Source organism: Halorhodospira halophila SL1 (assembly GCF_000015585.1).
GTDB classification, from domain to species: Bacteria; Pseudomonadota; Gammaproteobacteria; order Nitrococcales; family Halorhodospiraceae; genus Halorhodospira; species Halorhodospira halophila.
This window is the reverse complement of record NC_008789.1, coordinates 2,375,103-2,391,980: the sequence shown is the minus strand read 5'-3', so window position 1 is coordinate 2,391,980 and position 16,878 is coordinate 2,375,103. Positions and strand designations below refer to the sequence as shown.

The 16,878-nt window shown below is 67.9% G+C and carries 17 protein-coding genes; all 17 read left to right on the top strand.

The window, feature by feature from the left end; all coding sequences use genetic code 11:
• The first annotated feature begins 61 nt into the window (after positions 1 to 61).
• The 17 genes from HHAL_RS11010 (at position 62) to HHAL_RS10930 (ending at position 16,861) form a co-directional block, all read left to right on the top strand.
• Positions 62 to 1,072, top strand: coding sequence for an NAD-dependent epimerase (locus HHAL_RS11010; RefSeq protein WP_011814965.1), 1,011 nt, complete (start codon positions 62 to 64; stop codon positions 1,070 to 1,072).
• Between the two features lie 30 nt (positions 1,073 to 1,102).
• Positions 1,103 to 2,446 carry a UDP-glucose dehydrogenase family protein gene (locus tag HHAL_RS11005; RefSeq protein WP_011814964.1) on the top strand — a complete coding sequence of 448 codons (1,344 nt, stop codon included), beginning with the start codon at positions 1,103 to 1,105 and terminating at the stop codon, positions 2,444 to 2,446.
• Between the two features lie 83 nt (positions 2,447 to 2,529).
• On the top strand, positions 2,530 to 4,146 hold the full coding sequence (pgi, locus tag HHAL_RS11000) for a glucose-6-phosphate isomerase (RefSeq protein ID WP_011814963.1): 1,617 nt from the start codon (positions 2,530 to 2,532) through the stop codon (positions 4,144 to 4,146).
• Positions 4,147 to 4,346: 200 nt separating this feature from the next.
• Positions 4,347 to 5,309: a metal ABC transporter solute-binding protein, Zn/Mn family gene (locus HHAL_RS10995; RefSeq protein ID WP_011814962.1), complete on the top strand. Its 963-nt coding sequence runs from the start codon at positions 4,347 to 4,349 to the stop codon at positions 5,307 to 5,309.
• A 66-nt stretch (positions 5,310 to 5,375) separates the two neighbouring features.
• On the top strand, positions 5,376 to 6,140 hold the full coding sequence (locus HHAL_RS10990; RefSeq protein ID WP_011814961.1) for a metal ABC transporter ATP-binding protein: 765 nt from the start codon (positions 5,376 to 5,378) through the stop codon (positions 6,138 to 6,140).
• A complete protein-coding gene (locus HHAL_RS10985; protein ID WP_011814960.1) occupies positions 6,140 to 7,060 on the top strand; it encodes a metal ABC transporter permease in 921 nt (306 codons plus the stop codon). The genes HHAL_RS10990 and HHAL_RS10985 overlap by 1 nt, the downstream gene beginning before the upstream one ends.
• Positions 7,061 to 7,111: 51 nt before the next feature.
• Positions 7,112 to 7,678 carry a Slp family lipoprotein gene (locus HHAL_RS10980; RefSeq protein ID WP_144446140.1) on the top strand — a complete coding sequence of 189 codons (567 nt, stop codon included), beginning with the start codon at positions 7,112 to 7,114 and terminating at the stop codon, positions 7,676 to 7,678.
• Positions 7,679 to 7,719: 41 nt separating this feature from the next.
• The gene (locus HHAL_RS10975) at positions 7,720 to 8,211 is read left to right on the top strand and encodes a Slp family lipoprotein (protein ID WP_041595676.1); all 492 of its coding nucleotides are present in this window, start codon (positions 7,720 to 7,722) and stop codon (positions 8,209 to 8,211) included.
• A complete protein-coding gene (locus tag HHAL_RS10970; protein WP_011814957.1) occupies positions 8,208 to 8,771 on the top strand; it encodes an isochorismatase family protein in 564 nt (187 codons plus the stop codon). The genes HHAL_RS10975 and HHAL_RS10970 overlap by 4 nt, the downstream gene beginning before the upstream one ends.
• A 31-nt stretch (positions 8,772 to 8,802) precedes the next feature.
• Positions 8,803 to 9,156, top strand: coding sequence for an Hpt domain-containing protein (locus HHAL_RS10965; protein ID WP_011814956.1), 354 nt, complete (start codon positions 8,803 to 8,805; stop codon positions 9,154 to 9,156).
• 117 nt (positions 9,157 to 9,273) lie between these two features.
• Complete coding sequence (locus HHAL_RS10960) at positions 9,274 to 9,567, top strand: STAS domain-containing protein (protein ID WP_011814955.1); 294 nt, start codon at positions 9,274 to 9,276, stop codon at positions 9,565 to 9,567.
• Between the two features lie 26 nt (positions 9,568 to 9,593).
• Entirely contained in the window at positions 9,594 to 9,956 is a 363-nt protein-coding gene (locus tag HHAL_RS10955) for a response regulator (RefSeq protein ID WP_011814954.1), read from the top strand.
• Between the two features lie 37 nt (positions 9,957 to 9,993).
• A complete protein-coding gene (locus tag HHAL_RS10950) occupies positions 9,994 to 12,105 on the top strand; it encodes a chemotaxis protein CheA (protein WP_011814953.1) in 2,112 nt (703 codons plus the stop codon).
• Positions 12,106 to 12,234: 129 nt separating this feature from the next.
• The gene (locus tag HHAL_RS10945) at positions 12,235 to 12,768 is read left to right on the top strand and encodes a chemotaxis protein CheW (protein ID WP_144446201.1); all 534 of its coding nucleotides are present in this window, start codon (positions 12,235 to 12,237) and stop codon (positions 12,766 to 12,768) included.
• Positions 12,761 to 14,173: a methyl-accepting chemotaxis protein gene (locus tag HHAL_RS10940; protein ID WP_011814951.1), complete on the top strand. Its 1,413-nt coding sequence runs from the start codon at positions 12,761 to 12,763 to the stop codon at positions 14,171 to 14,173. The genes HHAL_RS10945 and HHAL_RS10940 overlap by 8 nt, the downstream gene beginning before the upstream one ends.
• A complete protein-coding gene (locus HHAL_RS10935; protein ID WP_011814950.1) occupies positions 14,170 to 14,952 on the top strand; it encodes a ParA family protein in 783 nt (260 codons plus the stop codon). The genes HHAL_RS10940 and HHAL_RS10935 overlap by 4 nt, the downstream gene beginning before the upstream one ends.
• 13 nt (positions 14,953 to 14,965) lie before the next feature.
• Positions 14,966 to 16,861 carry a methyl-accepting chemotaxis protein gene (locus HHAL_RS10930; protein ID WP_049751669.1) on the top strand — a complete coding sequence of 632 codons (1,896 nt, stop codon included), beginning with the start codon at positions 14,966 to 14,968 and terminating at the stop codon, positions 16,859 to 16,861.
• The last annotated feature ends 17 nt before the right edge of the window (positions 16,862 to 16,878 follow it).

Below are 16,878 nucleotides of genomic sequence, written 5' to 3'. Positions count from 1 at the left end.
GGCCTCGGGTACCCTAAAGGCCGTTTTTCCCCGGTGTAACTGCGCGAGAGGAAGGAAACCCGTGCGAATCCTCGTCACCGGCGTGGCCGGTTTCATCGGCATGCACTGCGCCCGGCAGCTGATCGAGGCGGGCCATCAAGTCGTCGGAATCGATAATCTCAACGACTACTACGACGTAACCCTCAAGGAGGCGCGCCTGGACGAGCTGCGCCGCTGCGAGGGGGATTTCTACTTCGCCCGCGTAGACCTCGCCGATTCCGCCGGCGTCGACGCCCTCTTCCGCGAGGGGCGCTTCGACCGCGTCATCCATCTGGCCGCCCAGGCCGGCGTGCGCTATTCCCTGGAGAATCCGCGGGCGTACATCGACAGCAATCTGGTGGGCTTCGGCAACATCCTGGAGGGGTGCCGTCACCACGACACCGGGCACCTGGTCTACGCCTCTTCGAGTTCAGTCTACGGCGCCAACACGCGTATGCCGTTCTCGGTCCACGACAACGTCGATCACCCGGTGTCGCTCTACGCGGCCACCAAGAAGTCCAACGAGCTGATGGCGCACACCTACGCCCACCTCTACGGTCTGCCCGTCACCGGTCTGCGCTTCTTCACCGTCTACGGCCCCTGGGGGCGTCCGGACATGGCGCCGTTCAAGTTTACGCGGTCGATCCTCGCCGGAGAGCCTATCGAGGTCTACAACTACGGCCGCATGCGCCGCGACTTCACCTACATCGACGATATCGTCGACGGGGTGCTGCGCGTGATGGACACCCTGCCGGAGCCGGATCCGGAGTTCTCCACCGATGCCCCGGATCCGGCGCGCAGCAACGCGCCCTACCGCGTCTACAATATCGGCAACCATCGGCCTGTGGCGCTCGAGGACTTCATCGCCGCCCTGGAGGACGCCTGCGGGCGGAAGGCGCAGCGGCACGAGCTGCCCATGCAGCCAGGAGACGTCGCCGAGACCTACGCCGACATCGACGATCTGACCGCCGCGACGGGGTGGCACCCGCAGACGGCCATCGAGCAGGGTTTACCGCAGTTCGTGGCTTGGTATCGAGCGTTTTACGGGGTCTGAGAGGCGGCCCCTCAAGGAGTGGAGTGAATCATGAAGGTCACGATCTTCGGCAGCGGCTACGTGGGTCTGGTTACCGGGACCTGCTTCGCCGATGCCGGCAACGACGTTGTCTGTGTCGATATCGACGCGGAGCGCGTCGCGCAGTTGCAGCGCGGTGAGGTCCCCATCTACGAGCCGGGGCTCGACGAGATGCTCTCCTTCAACCAGGAGGAGGGGCGGCTGCGCTTTACCACCAATGCCGCCGAGGGGGTGCACCACGGCCTGTTCCAGTTCATCGCCGTGGGCACGCCTTCGGACGAGGATGGCTCGGCGGACCTGCAGCATGTACTCGCTGTGGCCCGGACCATCGGCCAGCACATGGATGACTACCGGGTGGTCGTCGATAAGTCCACCGTGCCCGTGGGCACCGCGGACCGGGTGCGCGCCGCGGTGGGCGAGGAGCTGGCCGCCCGCGGCGAGCAGCTGGAGTACGACGTCGTCTCCAACCCTGAGTTCCTCAAGGAAGGGGCGGCCATCGACGACTTCGTCAAGCCCGACCGCATCATCATCGGCAGCGACAACCCGCGCACCGGCGAGCTCATGAAGGCGCTCTACGCGCCGTTCAATCGTAGCCACGACCGGCTGATCGCCATGGATGTGCGCTCTGCGGAGCTGACCAAGTACGCCTCCAATGCCATGTTGGCGACCAAGATCAGCTTCATGAACGAGCTCTCCAACCTGGCCGAGCGCCTGGGTGCCGATATCGAGCAGGTACGGGTGGGGATGGGGTCGGATCCGCGCATCGGCTACCACTTCATTTATCCGGGGTGTGGCTACGGCGGCTCCTGCTTCCCCAAGGATGTCAAGGCGCTGACCCACACGGCGCACGAGTACGGGTATCAGCCCGAGTTGCTCGAGGCGGTGGAGAGCGTCAACGCCCGGCAGAAGCAGGTGCTGGTTCATCGTCTGCACGCACACTTTGGCGAGGACCTGGGCGGGCGGACCTTCGGGCTCTGGGGGTTGGCCTTCAAGCCGAACACCGACGACATGCGTGAAGCCCCCAGTCGTGTCGTCATGGAGGCGCTCTGGGAAGCCGGGGCGCGGGTCCAGGCCTACGACCCCGAGGCGATGGACGAGGCCGAACGGATCTACGGCAACCGGCAGGATCTGGAACTCTGCGACAACCTCTACGACGCCGTGGAGGACGCCGACGCGCTGATCGTCTGTACCGAGTGGCAGGTCTTCCGCAGCCCCGACTTCGAGCGCATCCGGGACGCGCTGCGCCAGCCGGTGGTCTTCGATGGGCGCAATGTCTACCCGCCTTCGATGATGGAGGCGCTCGGTTTTACCTACTACGGTATGGGCCGGGGCGAGAGTATTCGTCGCCCCCTCTGAGCGCCGGTCGTCCCGAGGCTTGAAACCGGCGGGGGCTGCCTCGATGACCGAGGGTGTGTTGGGCGACAGAGGATGGACTGTAGATGACGACTGCGCTGACGCACTCCCCGGTCTGGCAGGAACTGCTTGGCCACGATGACACCGAACACGCAGGTGCGCTCCTGGGGGCCGATCCGGGGCGCGTCGAGCGCTACTGCCTGCACCACGAAGACCTGCGCGTCGATCTCTCCCGGCACCCGGTGACCGATTCCACCTGGGAGCGGCTGCTGCGCCTAGCCGAGGAGCGCGGCGTCCCCGGGCGCATCGAGGCGTTGTTCTCGGGGGCGTCCGTCAACGAGTCCGAGGGGCGGCCTGCGCTGCATACGGCGCTGCGCAGCAGGCCCGATGCCTCCATCCATGTGGATGGCGAAGACGTGATCCCGGCCGTCTACGAGGAGCTGCAGCGCATGGCTGCCTTCGTCGAGGCCCTGCGCAGTGGCGATGTGCGCGGCTACGACGGTCGGCCCCTGCGCCACGTGGTGAACATCGGCATCGGTGGCTCGGAGGCCGGCGTCACCATGGCCCATCAGGCCCTGGCCGACGGTGATGAACCCCTGCGGCTCCATACCGTATCCGGGGTGGACGGGCGCGAGCTGGCCGCTGTGTGGGGGCGGATCGACCCGGCCGAAACCCTCTTCTGCGTGGCCTCCAAGTCCTTCTCCACCCTGGAGACCCTCACCAATGCCCGGACCGCGTGGGCGTGGCTGGAGGCGGAGGCCGGGCGGCCGGTGCCAGAGCAGTTCGTGGGCATCTCGGCGAACGAGTCGGCCATGGCCGATTTCGGGATTCCCGCCGAGCGGCGGTTCCGGATCTGGGAGTGGGTCGGTGGTCGCTACTCCCTGCCGTCAACCATGGGGCTGCCGCTGGCGGCGGTGATCGGTATGGAGCGCTTCAACGAGCTGCGCCGCGGCATGCGTGCCATGGATGAGCACTTCCGGAGCGCGCCGGCGGCGCAGAATATCCCTTTGCTGCTCGGGCTCCTCGGGGTCTGGCAGATCAGCCTCCGCGGCGCCACCGGGCACGTCGTGTTGCCGTATCACCCGGGGCTGCGCCGGCTTCCGGCCTACCTACAGCAGCTGGACATGGAAAGCCTGGGCAAGTCGGTTACCCGCGATGGGCAGCCGGTGGACTACCCCACCGGGACCAGCTGCTGGGGCGAGGTGGGGATCAACGGCCAGCACTCGTTCTTTCAGTGGCTGCATCAGGGCACCGGTCGGGTCATCGCCGAGTTCCTCGTGCCGGTGGAGGAGGGCGGCCTGCCCGAGCGGCACGCCGGGCTGAACCTGGCGAGCGCCCTGGGCCAGGTCCAGGCGCTGTGCCAGGGGCAGGCGCCGCAGGGGAGCGGGCCGGAGGCCGAGCACCACCGCTACGAGGGCGGCCGACCGGTGACGCTCATCCTTTTCCGGCGGCTCGACGCCTATACACTCGGGCGCCTGCTGGCCCTGCACGAGCATCGCGTGTTCGTCCAGGCGAGCCTTTGGGGGATCAATCCCTTCGATCAGTGGGGCGTCGAGCTGGGCAAGCGGGTGGCCAAGGGGTTGGCCCCGGTTGCCCGCGGCGAGGCGCCACCGCCCGCCGAGGCGGATGCCGCGACCCGTCAGGCCCTGCGTTGGGCGGGGTGTTGGGGCGCTGGCGAGTCGTCCGACGGGACGGGTGTTTGACATCTCTTTTGAGCGCTTCTAAATTAGAGCCTAAAGATTAGAAGCGTTCAAAGGTGTAAGCATGAAACCCGCCGCTGCCCTCCGCAACCGGATCGACCGCAGTGTTCGCCGCCCGGCGGCCAATCAGCCGTGCTGTGGCCGCCCGGCCCGCCGGCGCGGGTGGCTGGACGCAGGCGGTCGTAGCGAGGAAACTGGTCAAGATGAACGACACAAACAGACTGAGGGAGCCGGGTACGCCTGGGGGCAGGCGTGGCTGGCAGGCGGGCCGCTCTAGGCGCTGGGTCCTGGCGCTGGCTGTGGCGGTGGCGTTGACGCCGTCGGCCGCTGCGGCGGAGGGGCCGCTCCGCATTGCCGCCACGTTCACCATCCTGGCCGATCTGGTTGAACAGGTCGGCGGGGACCGGGTGGCCGTCAGCAGCCTGACCCCGGTGGACGCCGAGGTCCACGAGTGGGAGTTGCAGCCGCGCAACTTCCGGGATCTTGAGCGCGCCGATGGGGTCTTCTATAACGGCTACGATCTGGAGCAGTGGATGCGCCAGGTGCGCGCCACCGCGGGCGATCAGGTGCCGGTGGTTGCCGTGGCCGAGCGCTCGGGGCACGACACCCTGCCGATCCGTATCGGCGATTTCGAGGGCGACCCGGATCCGCACCTGTGGATGGATCCGCGGGCGGTCCAGGGCTACGTCAGCGCCATCCGTGACGCCCTGATCGAGCTCGACCCCAAGGGGGAGGGCGTCTACCGCGACAATGCTGCGGCCTATCAGGAAGAGCTGGAGACCCTCTTTACGCAGATCGGCGAAAAACTCGAGGCAGTCCCCGAGGCGCAGCGCTTCCTGGTCACCAGCGAGGCGGCCTTCCCTTACTTTGCAGAGGCCTTCGGCTTCGAGCACGACGGGATCTGGGGCACCAACGCCGAGCAGGAGGGTTCGCCCCGACAGATCATGCGGGTCATCGACCGGGTCCGGGAGTGGCAGCCCGGGGCGGTGTTCTGGGAGAGCACCATCTCGGATCGCCATGTGCGTTCGGTGGCCGATGAGACCGGTGTCGAGATCGCCGGCCCCCTCTACGTCGATTCGCTCAGCGGGGCGGACGGCCCGGCGGCTGATTACCTGCAGATGATGCGCCACAACGCCGAGACCATCGTGGGCGCGCTGGCCGAGTAAAGCGGGGCAGCATTGGCGTACCACGCAGGCAGTGCAATGGGGGCAGCGGGCAGGGGGGACGGCTTGGTGGCCATCGAAGCGGAGGGGCTGTGCGCCGGCTACCACGGTGTGGATGCGGTGGCCGATGCCCGTCTGCGGATCCCCGCCGGTGAATTGGTGGCCTTGGTGGGCCCCAACGGCGCCGGCAAGTCCACCCTCCTCAAGCTGATCATGGGGCTGATCCGGCCGCGACGCGGTCAGATCCGCATCGGGGGGCGCTCGCCCGGGCAGGCGCGTGGCGCCGGTGACGTGGCCTACATGCCGCAGCACGAGACCCTGGACTGGGACTTCCCCGCCTCGGTCCGGGATGTGGTGTTCTCCGCGCGTTACCCGAGCCTGCGCCGGAACGGGGTGCAGCGCTGGCTGCCGCGCCGGTGGCTTGGAGCGGAGCATCATCAGGCGGTGGCCGAGGCGCTGTCGGCCACCGACATGGCGGAGCTGGCCGATCGCCACATCAGCGAGCTCTCCGGAGGGCAGAAGAAGCGCGTGTTGCTCGCTCGCGCCCTGGCGCAAAAGGCGCAGTTGCTCCTCCTCGACGAGCCCCTGGTGGGCGTTGATCGCTCCAGCGAGGCGCTGATCTTTGGCGTGCTGCGGGACCTGCGCGCCGCCGGGCGGACGGTGGTCCTGGTGACCCACGACATCGCCGGGGCTCGGCGTCACGCCGACCGGCTGGTCCTGTTCAACCGCTCGGTGATCGCCTCGGGCCCGCCTGAGGAGGTCATGGCCGACGAGCGCTCGCTTCTGCGCGCCGCCGATCCCACCTTCGCCCGCGGTCTGCAGGAGGAGTCCTGATGGGCTGGGCCGACGCCGTCATCGACGTCCTGCTGGCCGGGTTGATGGCCCTCGTGGGTCTGCTGCCGGAGCCGTTGGCCGAGCCGTTCAGCTACCAGTTCATGCAGCGAGCCCTGCTCACCGCCATCGCTGTGGGGCTGGTGTGCGGGGTGCTCTCCTGCTTCGTCGTCCTCAAGCGCTGGGCGCTGCTCGGCGATGCCATCTCGCACGCGGTCCTGCCCGGGGTGGCCATCGCCTACCTGATCGGGTGGCCGTTCTTCATCGGCGCCTTCCTGGCCGGTGCACTGACCTCGCTGGGGATCGGCTTCATTGAGCGGACCACCCGGCTCAAGTCGGATACCGCCATCGGCATCATGTTCACGGCGGCGTTCGCCCTGGGCGTGGTGATCATCAGCCAGGTCGCCACCTCCACCCACCTGATGCACGTCCTCTTCGGCAATGTGCTGGGGGTGGACCGCTCAGCGTTGCTGCTCACCCTGGGCGCTGGTGTGGTGGCGCTCCTTGCCGTGGGGCTGGGCTTCAAGGCGTTGTTTGCCTACACCTTCGACGAGATCCACGCCCGGGCCCTGGGCATGAACACGGCGGTGATCCACTACGGCCTGATCCTGCTCCTGACGCTGACCATTGTCGCCAGCCTGGAGACTGTCGGCATCATCCTCGTGGTGGCTATGCTGATCACGCCGGGAGCGACCGCCTACCTGCTCACCGACCGGCTGACGCGGATGATCCCGCTGGCCGGGCTGTGCGGTGTCACGGCGGCGGTAGTGGGGCTCTACCTGGCCTACTACTTCGATGTCGCCTCGGGCGGGGCGATGGTGCTGGTGTCCGCGTCGCTGTTTCTGCTGGCGCTGCTGCTGGCGCCCCGTCACGGTCTCTTGCCGCGGTGGGTGCGTCGCTGGCGGGCGGTGGCCGCCGGCTAGCGGCTTTGTATACTGAGGGGGGGAGAGCCCGAGCCGACGGAGGCCGCTGTGGTGTCCATCCGAGTCCTGTTCCTGGTGGTGATGGCGTGGCTGCTGGCGGGGTGCGCCAGTACGGTGCCGGATCCGGTACGCAGTCCCCCGGACGAGACCCCATCCCTGGCGCAGGTGCGCGACGACCCCGGGGGCCACGACGGCGAATCGGTGCGCTGGGGCGGGGAGATCGTCGAGGTGCGCAACGAGGCCGACGCCACCTGGCTGGAGATCGTCGAGCGGCCGCTGCGCAGCGGTGGCCAGCCCCGTGATGCGGACCGTTCGGAGGGCCGCTTCCTGGCGCGGGTCGAAGGGTTCCTGGAGCCCACGCTCTACGCCCCGGGGCGGGAGTTCACCGTGGCCGGGACCCTGGACGGCACCGTGAAAGGGGCGATCGGCGAGTACGGCTACACCTATCCGGTGGTCGAAGTCGCAGCCCACCATCTCTGGCAGGAGCGGGCCGAGCCCAGGCAGGTGGCCCCGCGTCCCTACTACGATCCGTGGTATGACCCCTGGTGCGACCATCGCTGGTACCGGCATCCGGGGTCCCCTTATTACTACGGGCCCTACCGGCGGCCGTACTGGTGATGGGGCGCTCCGCAGTCGCTCGCCGCGGGCGCTCGGCCCGCGTGGTCCGCTGGTTGCTGCCGGCTGCTGCGGTGGTCCTGCTGGGCTGTGCCGCCGGCGCGCCCTTCGAGCGGAATGACGACCTGTCCACCGAGCTGACCGCCCGCGATGCCGCTGCCGCCGGCGACGACGCCGTTGGTAGCGAGGTCCTGTGGGCAGGGCGTATCGTGGGTGTCGAGCATCTGGAAGATACGACGCGGCTGGAGGTGGTGAGCTATCCGCTGGAGCGCAGCCAGCGCCCCCGCACCGGGGCTTCGCCGCAGGGGCGGTTCTTGGTCGACTACCCGGGGTTTCTGGAGAGCGCCGACCATCGGCCCGGCCGGCTGGTCACAGTCCGCGGGCCGGTGGAGGCTCTGCGCACCGGGCGCGTGGGCGAGCAGGAGCTGACCTACCCGGTGGTGGCCACGGATGCCGTCCACCTCTGGCCGCAGGCGGCTGCGGCGAGGAGCCAGCCGCAGGTGCGTTTCGGCGTTGGAGTGATGTTCTCGCGATGACGGACACCCTGATCGACCCGGCGCGCAGCGCCCTGCTACTGGTGGACCTGCAGGAGCGGTTGCTGCCGGCGATAGACGGCGGCGAGCAGGTGGTCGCCGCGGCGGACTGGTTGGCGGGGGTTGCGCATGAGCTCGAGCTGCCGATCCACGCCACGGAGCAGTATCCGGAGCGACTGGGGGCCACCGCGGGCCCGGTGGCCCGCTGGGTGCCGGCATCGCAATGCCATACCAAGATGCACTTCTCCTGGGCCCAGGACCCCAGCCGTGCGGGTGTCCGCCTCCCCGAGCAGGTGATCATCGCCGGCACGGAGGCCCACGTCTGTGTCCTGCAGACGGCTCTGGGTCTGCAGCAGTTGGGCCATCAGGTGTTTGCTGTGGCCGAGGCGGTGGGTTCGCGGCGTGCCGCTGATCGCGACTTGGCCCTGGCCCGCATGCGCCAGGCCGGCGTGGTGATCGTGGGTGCCGAGATGGTCGCCTTCGAGTGGCTCCAGCGCGCCGGGACCGAAACGTTCCGGCGCTTGTTGCCGTGCCTGCGCGAAGGTTGGCAACCCACTGCGTGACCCCCACCCCGTTAGCGAAGGAGCCGGCGCGATGTCCGATCGCCCCGTGATCGACCTGGAAGAGCTGCTCGACAACATCGGCCGCGACGAGCAGCTGGCGGACATGCTGCTGGAGCGAATCCAGCAAGACCTCCCGGTGCGCCTGGCCACCCTGCGTGACGCCCTCGACCGTGGAGATCCCGAAGCCGCTCACCAGGTCTCTCACCCGATCAAGGGGGCCTTGGCCAGCGTTCGGGCCGTGGAGGCGCGCGAGTGCGCGCGCAACCTGGACGATGCGGCGCGCACCGGCGATCTGGCCACGGCCCGGGCGTGTCTGCCCGGCCTCGAACAGGCCGCCGAGCGGCTCGAGGCTGCCATCAAGGCGCGGCGCGCGCGCACGTCCTGATGTCCCGCGCGTGGCCCTACAACGGGGAGGCATGCCATTCAAGTGAATGCCGGCTCTTGCCGTTAACGACAATGACGGGCAATCTGCAAGGACAACCGGCAAGCGCGTAGGGAAATCATGGCGGCCGATCAGCCGATCGAGTTGGGCGAGCAACTCGACATCACCGTAGCGACAACCCTCAAAGAGACGCTTAGCGACGCGCTGGCCTCCGGGCAGCCGGTCACGCTGGACGGTGCGCGGCTGCAACGGGTCGACGCCGCCGGCGTGCAGCTGCTGGCCGCCTTCGCGCGGGCGGCGACGAGCCGTTCCGGCTGGTCGTGGCAAGGCGGGGGGGCGCCGGCCCCGGTCGCCGAGGCTGCCGCTGATCTTGGCCTGGCTGATGAACTCGGGTCCGGCGGCGCAGCCCGCTAACCCAGACAGACGAAGGGAACGAGACGATGGCGAAGATCCTGGCGGTCGATGATTCCGCCTCCATGCGGCAGATGGTGACCTACACCCTCAAGCAGCAGGGCTACGAGGTCACCGAGGCGGTGGATGGCACGGACGCATTGACCAAGGCCAAGGCGGGTGGCTTCGACCTGGTCATCACGGACGTCAACATGCCGAAGATGGACGGTATCACCCTGGTCCGTGAGCTACGTGGACTGCCCGCTTTCAAGTTCACGCCGATCCTGCTGCTGACCACCGAGTCGGCGCCGGAGAAGAAGCAGGAGGGCAAGGCGGCCGGGGCGACCGGGTGGTTGGTCAAGCCCTTCGACCCGGATCAGCTGGTCAACACCATCAAGAAGGTGGTGCGCTGACGGCCCGGGCCCTGAGCGCCCAACGGGGGGGCGAGCGATGAGCGTAGACCTGAGCCAGTTCCTGCAGACCTTCTTCGAGGAGAGCTTCGAGGGGCTGGATACCATGGAGTCGGGCCTGCTGGAACTCGATCCAGAGAGCCCGGATCCCGAGGCCCTCAACAACGTCTTCCGCGCGGCCCACTCCATCAAGGGGGGCGCCGGAACCTTCGGTCTCAGCGCGGTCTCGGACTTCACCCACCGCATGGAGACCCTGCTCGATCGACTGCGTGACGGCAAACAGGCGGTTACGCCCGACTGCGTCAATGTGTTGCTGAATGCCGTCGATTGCCTGCGAGGCATGCTGGTGGCGATCCAGAGTGACCAAACCCTGGACGCCGACGCGATCAGCACTGCCCAGCAGCGGCTCGACGAGCAGCTCGGGCAGGCACCCGTGGGCGGTGGGGGGGCGACCGGCGCCGCGGCCGGACCGACAGCCGGCGGCGGTGATGCCGGCGGTGACGATGCGCCGCCGCCCCGCGGGGGAGGCGGCGGCGGCGGCTGGTTGATTCGCTTCGAGCCGCAGCCCCACCTGTTCGCCACGGGCAACGACCCGCGTCGGCTCTTCTTGGCCCTCCAGGATCTCGGCGAGCTTGAGGTCGAATGCGACACCTCGGGTTTGCCGCCCTTCGAGCAGCTCGATCCGGAAACCTGTCAGCTGGCTTGGACCCTGCGCCTCTACGCCGACGTGCCCGAGGCGGCGGTGCGCGAGGTCTTCGAGTGGGTCGAGGACGATGCCCGGCTCGAGATCCAGCCCCTGGAGGCCGCAGGTACCGAGGAGGTAGCTCCGGTAGCACCCGGGCAGCCCCCGATGCCGACCTCTGAGGAGAGTGGCCCTGCGGCGCCCGCAGCCGGCGGTGGCGAAGCGCGCAAGCCGGCCGCACGCCGTGGGGGAGGGAATAGCTCCATCCGGGTGGATACCGAGAAGATCGACGCCCTCATCGATATGGTCGGTGAGCTGGTGATCACCCAGTCGATGCTCAGCCAGGTCGGCAAGGAGTTCACCGCCGAGCGCCTGGAAGAACTCCAGGACGGCCTGGCGCAGCTCGAGCGCAACACGCGCGAACTGCAAGAGAACGTCATGCGCATCCGCATGGTGCCAATCAGCTTCGCCTACTCGCGGCTGCCGCGCATCGTCCACGACACCAGCCGCGCCCTGGGCAAGGCCGTCGACTTCCAGATGGAGGGCGAGCAGACCGAGCTGGACAAGACGGTGATGGAGAAGATCATCGATCCGCTGGTCCATCTGGTCCGCAACAGCGTCGACCACGGCATCGAGCCGCCGGAGGAGCGGGCCGCTGCCGGCAAGCCCGAGACCGGCACCATCACCATCGAGGCCTACCACAAGGGCGGCAATATCATCATCGAGATCGCCGATGATGGTCGCGGCATCAATCGCGACAAGCTGCTGGCCAAGGCGCGCAGCTCCGGGCTGCTCGAGGACGGCACCGAACTGCCCGATGACCAGGTCTTCGACCTGATCTTCCATCCCGGGCTCTCCACTCATGAGCAGGCCACCGAATACTCCGGCCGGGGTGTGGGGATGGATGTGGTCAAGCGCAACGTCCGCTCCCTGTCCGGCAATATCCATGTGCGCTCAGCTCAAGGGCAGGGCACGACCATCACCATCTCGCTGCCGCTGACCCTCTCGATCCTGGACGGCCAGCTGTTCCGGGTAGGCGACCAGACCTACATCGTGCCGCTGGTTTCGGTCATCGAGTCGCTCCAAGTCGACGGCAGCAAGCTCAGCCGGGTTACCGGCCGGGGCGAGGTCTACCACTGGCGCGAGGGGTACGTCCCCATCGTGCGCCTCCACGAGCTCTTCGACACCGAACCGGTTCGCCGCGAGCTCGCCGGTGGGCTGATGGTGATCGTCGAGGACGAAGACACCTACCTGGGAGTCTTTGTCGACGACCTCCTTGATCAGCAGCAGGTGGTCATCAAGAGCCTGGAGGCCAACTACCTGCAGGTGCCCGGCATCGCTGGCGCCACCATCCTCGGCGACGGCACCGTGGCCCTGATCCTCGATATCGCCGGGCTCATCGAGATGAGCCGCGGTGGCCGTCGTCAGCCCTACATCCCCACCCCGGAGGACAGCGATGAGGCCGCCTGAAGCATCCATCCCCGGGATCCCCCAGTTGCGAAGCGGAGAGCAGTCATGACCCAGGACAGCGAGCACGGCACCCTCGGAGACGACCGCAAGGCAGCCGCACTGGGCAGTGGTGCAGACACTGTTGACGCCATGCAGGCTGCAGCCGATGGCGATCAGTACCTGACCTTTACTCTCGGCGAGGAGGAGTACGGGGTCGATATCCTGCGTGTGCAGGAGATCAAGGGTTGGCAGCGGGTTACGCCCATTCCCAACACGCCCCACTACGTCAAGGGTGTCATCAACCTGCGCGGCACCATCGTCCCGGTCATCGATCTGCGGGAACGTTTCGGGATGCAGGCGCAGGAATACAGCAAGTTCACCGTGGTGGTCATGGTCCGGGTGGTCGCCCGCGGCGGCCGGGAGCGGATCATGGGCCTGGTGGTGGACGCGCTGTCGGAGGTTTACACCTTCCAGTCCGAGCAGATCCGCCCGGCACCGGAGTTCGGTGCCGCGCTACGCACCAACTTCATCCGTGGCCTGGCCACGGTGGACGAGAACAAGATGGTGATCGTCCTCGACGTCGATGAGCTGCTCAGCGACGAGGATCTCGCCATCGCCGATGATCAGAGCCGCATCGCCGAGGTGGTCCGCTCGGCCGGGCAGGAGGGTACCCCCGATGAATGACACCAATACCGCGCTTTCCGCCGAAGAGCGCACCGCCCTGATCGAGGAGGGCTGGGTGCCGCCGGAGCGTGTACGAGAACTGCTCGGCACCATCGATCAGATCGGCCGCGGCGATTACCTCGGCGTGCCGCGCGGCGATTGCGAACTCTCCAGGGCCCTGCGGCGGCTGGCCGGCCAGGTCGGACGGAAAGACTCGCGCGCGCTGCACGACATCGTCGAGCTGGCCGCGCACACCGCCGACAGCCTGGTGGCGACCTCGGGGATGCGCATGACCATTCGCGAGACCAGCGAGCGCAGTCAGACCATCGCTTCCACCTCCGAGGAACTGGCCGCCAGTGTCGACACCGTGGCCGACAACAGCGCTGCGGTGGCCACCGAGACCGAGCGCGTGCAGGAGTTGGTGGATGCCGGTGACAAGGCCTCGCGGACCACCGACGAAACGGTCCGGGAGATCGCCGGACTGGCCGAGACGGCGGCCACGCGCGTCAAACAGCTCAACCAGGCTTCCAACGAGATCGGCTCGATTATCGAGCTCATCGAAGAGATTGCCTTCCAGACCAATATGCTGGCCCTCAACGCCTCGGTGGAGGCGGCCCGGGCCGGGCAGGCCGGCGCCGGTTTCTCGGTAGTTGCCCAGGAGGTGCGCCGCCTGGCCGATCAGACGAAGAGCGCCACCGTAGATATCGCCCAACGGATCCGGACCCTGCGCGACGAGACCGAGGCCATCTCCGCCTCGGTTGAAGAGATGGGCAGCGCCGTCGACCGGGGACGCGAGGCCACCGCCGAGACCACGCAGACCATGCAGCAGGTGGCCGAGCGCATGCGCGGGGTGACCGAGCACATCCAGAACGTCTCCTCGGTGATCAATGAGCAGAAGGGCGCGGTGACCCAGGTGGCCGAGTCCATCAGCGCCGTGACCGACCGCACCGAGCGCAACGTCAACGACGTGGAGGGCACCCTCGACGCCCTGGGCCGCTCCACGGCGATCCTCACCGATCAGATCGAGCGGCTGGGCGAGCACAATCTGCCCAAGCTCTTCATTGAGCGCAGCAAGTTCGACCACGTGATGTGGAAGCGGCGCATCGCCGCCATGCTGGCCGGTCGCGAGGATGTCGACAGCCGCGAGCTGACCGACCACCACGCCTGTCGTCTCGGCAAGTGGTACGACGCGGTCGAGGAGGCCTGGATCCGTCAGCTGCCGGCCTTCATCGAGCTGGAGGAGCCGCACCGGGCGGTCCACGCCCACGGCAAGCGCGCCGCCGAGCTCTACAACCAGGGCGAGGTCGACGCCGCTGCCGGCGAGCTGGAGCAGCTCGGGGACAACTCCGAGCAGGTGGTCGAGCTGCTGAGCCGCCTGGCCCGCGAGATGGATGAGGGCAACAAGAACGGGGCGAGCGGGGCATGAGCGCAGCAGGCCCCCGCGTCGTCTCCTTCCTGAACCAGAAAGGCGGGGTGGGCAAGACCACTTCGGCGGTGAGTGTCGCCCACGCCTGGGCGCGCTCCGGCCGCCAGGTGGTAGGGATCGACCTCGACCCCCAGGGGCACTTCGCCGCCAGTCTTGGCCTGGAAGGGCTCGACCCCGGGCTGGACGACGTCCTGTTCGATGGTGTGCCGCTGGCTGAACGACTGCAGTCGGGGCGGGAGAACCTCCGCCTGGTCCCGCCGGGGCCGCGGTTGCCCGAGGTCGAACAGATGAGCGGCGGGCGTGAGCGGGGCTGGCGGCTGCAACAGGCGATCGGGGGCCTGGAGCCGTTCCCGGACTTTGTCGTCGTCGATTGCCCCCCGTCGTCCGGCCTGTTGGCCATGAATGCGTTGCTGGCTACCGACGAGATCATCATGCCGGTCTCCTGCGACTACCTGGCCCTGGAGGGGCTCGCCGGGCTGATGCGCACCCTGATGCGGGTCGAGCGGGGCCTGAACATCTTCACCCACAAGTACGTGCTGGTGACCCGTTACAACGGGCAGCGCCGGCTGCCGCGGGAGGTGCTGGGCAAGCTCCGGGAGTACTTCCCCGGTCAGGTTCTGCAGACCCCGATCCGGGACAACGTGGCGCTGGCCGAGGCGCCGGGGTTCGGCCAGACCATCTTCGAGTACCGCCCCGAGAGCAACGGGGCGCAGGATTACATCGCCGTCGCCGGGGACATCGAGGCGTATCGTGTCCTCGAGCCGGCGGCGGCCGAGTAGAGGAGGAGCAGCCGTGGCGAAAAGCGGTGGATCCAACGGCGACAACAAGAAGCTGGGCCGCGACCCGTTGGCCTGGATGAAGGACGACACGGAACAGCCGCCGGCCTCGGCGGCGCAGACGGACGAAGAGACGGCTGGGGCACCGGACCACCAGGCAGCGCACACGGAGTCGGATAGTGGGGGCACCACCATGGCGGGCAGCGACCAAAAGCGAACGATCACCGTCGACCGGGCGGAGTACATCGAGTATTACCGTGCCAAGCTGGCCATGCATACGGCGACCACGGCCTTCCTGATGACCAATTCGGACGGCACGATCCACTACGTCAATGAGCCCATGCAGAAGATGCTGGAGCACTACGCGGATCAGATCGCCGCGGTCAATCCCGGGTTCACGACCAAGAACCTGGAGGACCAGCGCTCGCTGTTCGACGTGATCCCGCAGCTGCAGTCGCTGGCGAGCCAGATGAAGCGTGTCCGCGAGGACGCCCTGCAACAGGAGCTGCACATCGGCGAGCTGCGTTTCAACGTCTATATCACCGGCGAGGACGACGAGGAGGGCAACTTCCTCGGCAACACCCTCGAGTGGTTCGACATCACCGAGGACTGGCACCGGCGCGCCAACGAGAAGAAGGCGCAGCACGATGTCGAGGCGCTGATCGAGCGTATCCAGAACGGCGAGCTCAGTCACCGGGTGGAGACCTCGAGCATGTCCGAGGGGTTCATCCGCACCCTGAGCGAGGACATCAACATGGTCCTCGACGTCACTCAGGCCCCGGTGCGCGAGGTGATCCGGGTGATGGAGAAGGTCGCCAACGGCGATCTGGCTCAGCACATGGACGGCGATTTCAAGGGCGACTTCGGCCAGCTGCAGGCCTGGGTCAACTCGACCGTCGACGTGCTGCGGCGGACGGTGGACGAGGTCCGCGAGACGGCGGAGAGCATCGACTCGGCGTCCTCGGAGATCGCCCAGGGCAACCAGGATCTCTCCCAGCGTACCGAGGAGCAGGCCAGCTCCCTGGAGGAGACCGCCTCGAGCATCGAGGAGCTCACCTCGACGGTGAAGCAGACCGCGGACAACGCCCGCGAGTCGAATCAGCTCGCCACGGCGGCCCGCGAGCGGGCCGAGCGCGGCCAGCAGATCTCCGGTCAGGTGGTCGAGGCGATGGGCGCGATCAAGCAGTCGAGCCGCGAGATCTCGGACATCATCACGGTGATCGACGAGATCGCCTTCCAGACCAATCTGCTGGCGCTCAACGCAGCCGTCGAGGCCGCCCGGGCCGGTGAGCACGGCCGCGGGTTCGGCGTGGTCGCCGCAGAAGTCCGTAACCTCGCCCAGCGCAGTGCCACCGCGGCCAAGGACATCAAGCGTCTGATCAACGATAGCGGCGAGAAGGTCGAGGACGGTACCCGCCTGGTCAACGAGTCCAATGAGACCCTCAAGGAGATCCTCGAGGCGGTTCAGACGGTCACCGACAAGGTGGCGGAGATCTCCGCGGCCAGCGAGGAGCAGTCTTCGGGGATCGACGAGATCAACAAAGCGGTCAGCCAGCTCGACGAGGTCACCCAACAGAACGCCGCGCTGGTCGAGGAGGCCGCGTCGGCCGCCGAGTCCCTGGACGAGCAGTCCACCAACCTGGTCCAGCTGATGGCCTTCTTCGGCGGTGCCGATCAGGCGGTGGCCAAGGCCAAGAGCTCGGCCAGCCGGCCGACGCGGAGCAGCGGCGGGCAGTCGGGCCAGGCGGCGCGGCCGGCCGGGGGCAGTGGCCAACGGTCGAGCCAGGGTGGCAGCAGCGGGGGTCACCGCGGCGGCTCCGGCGCTTCCGCTTCGTCCACCCCTCGCCCTTCTGCCGGTGCGCAGAAGCGCCAGACGGCGGACGTGGAGGACAGCGAGTGGGAAGAGTTCTGAGGCGGAGAGTGCGGTTT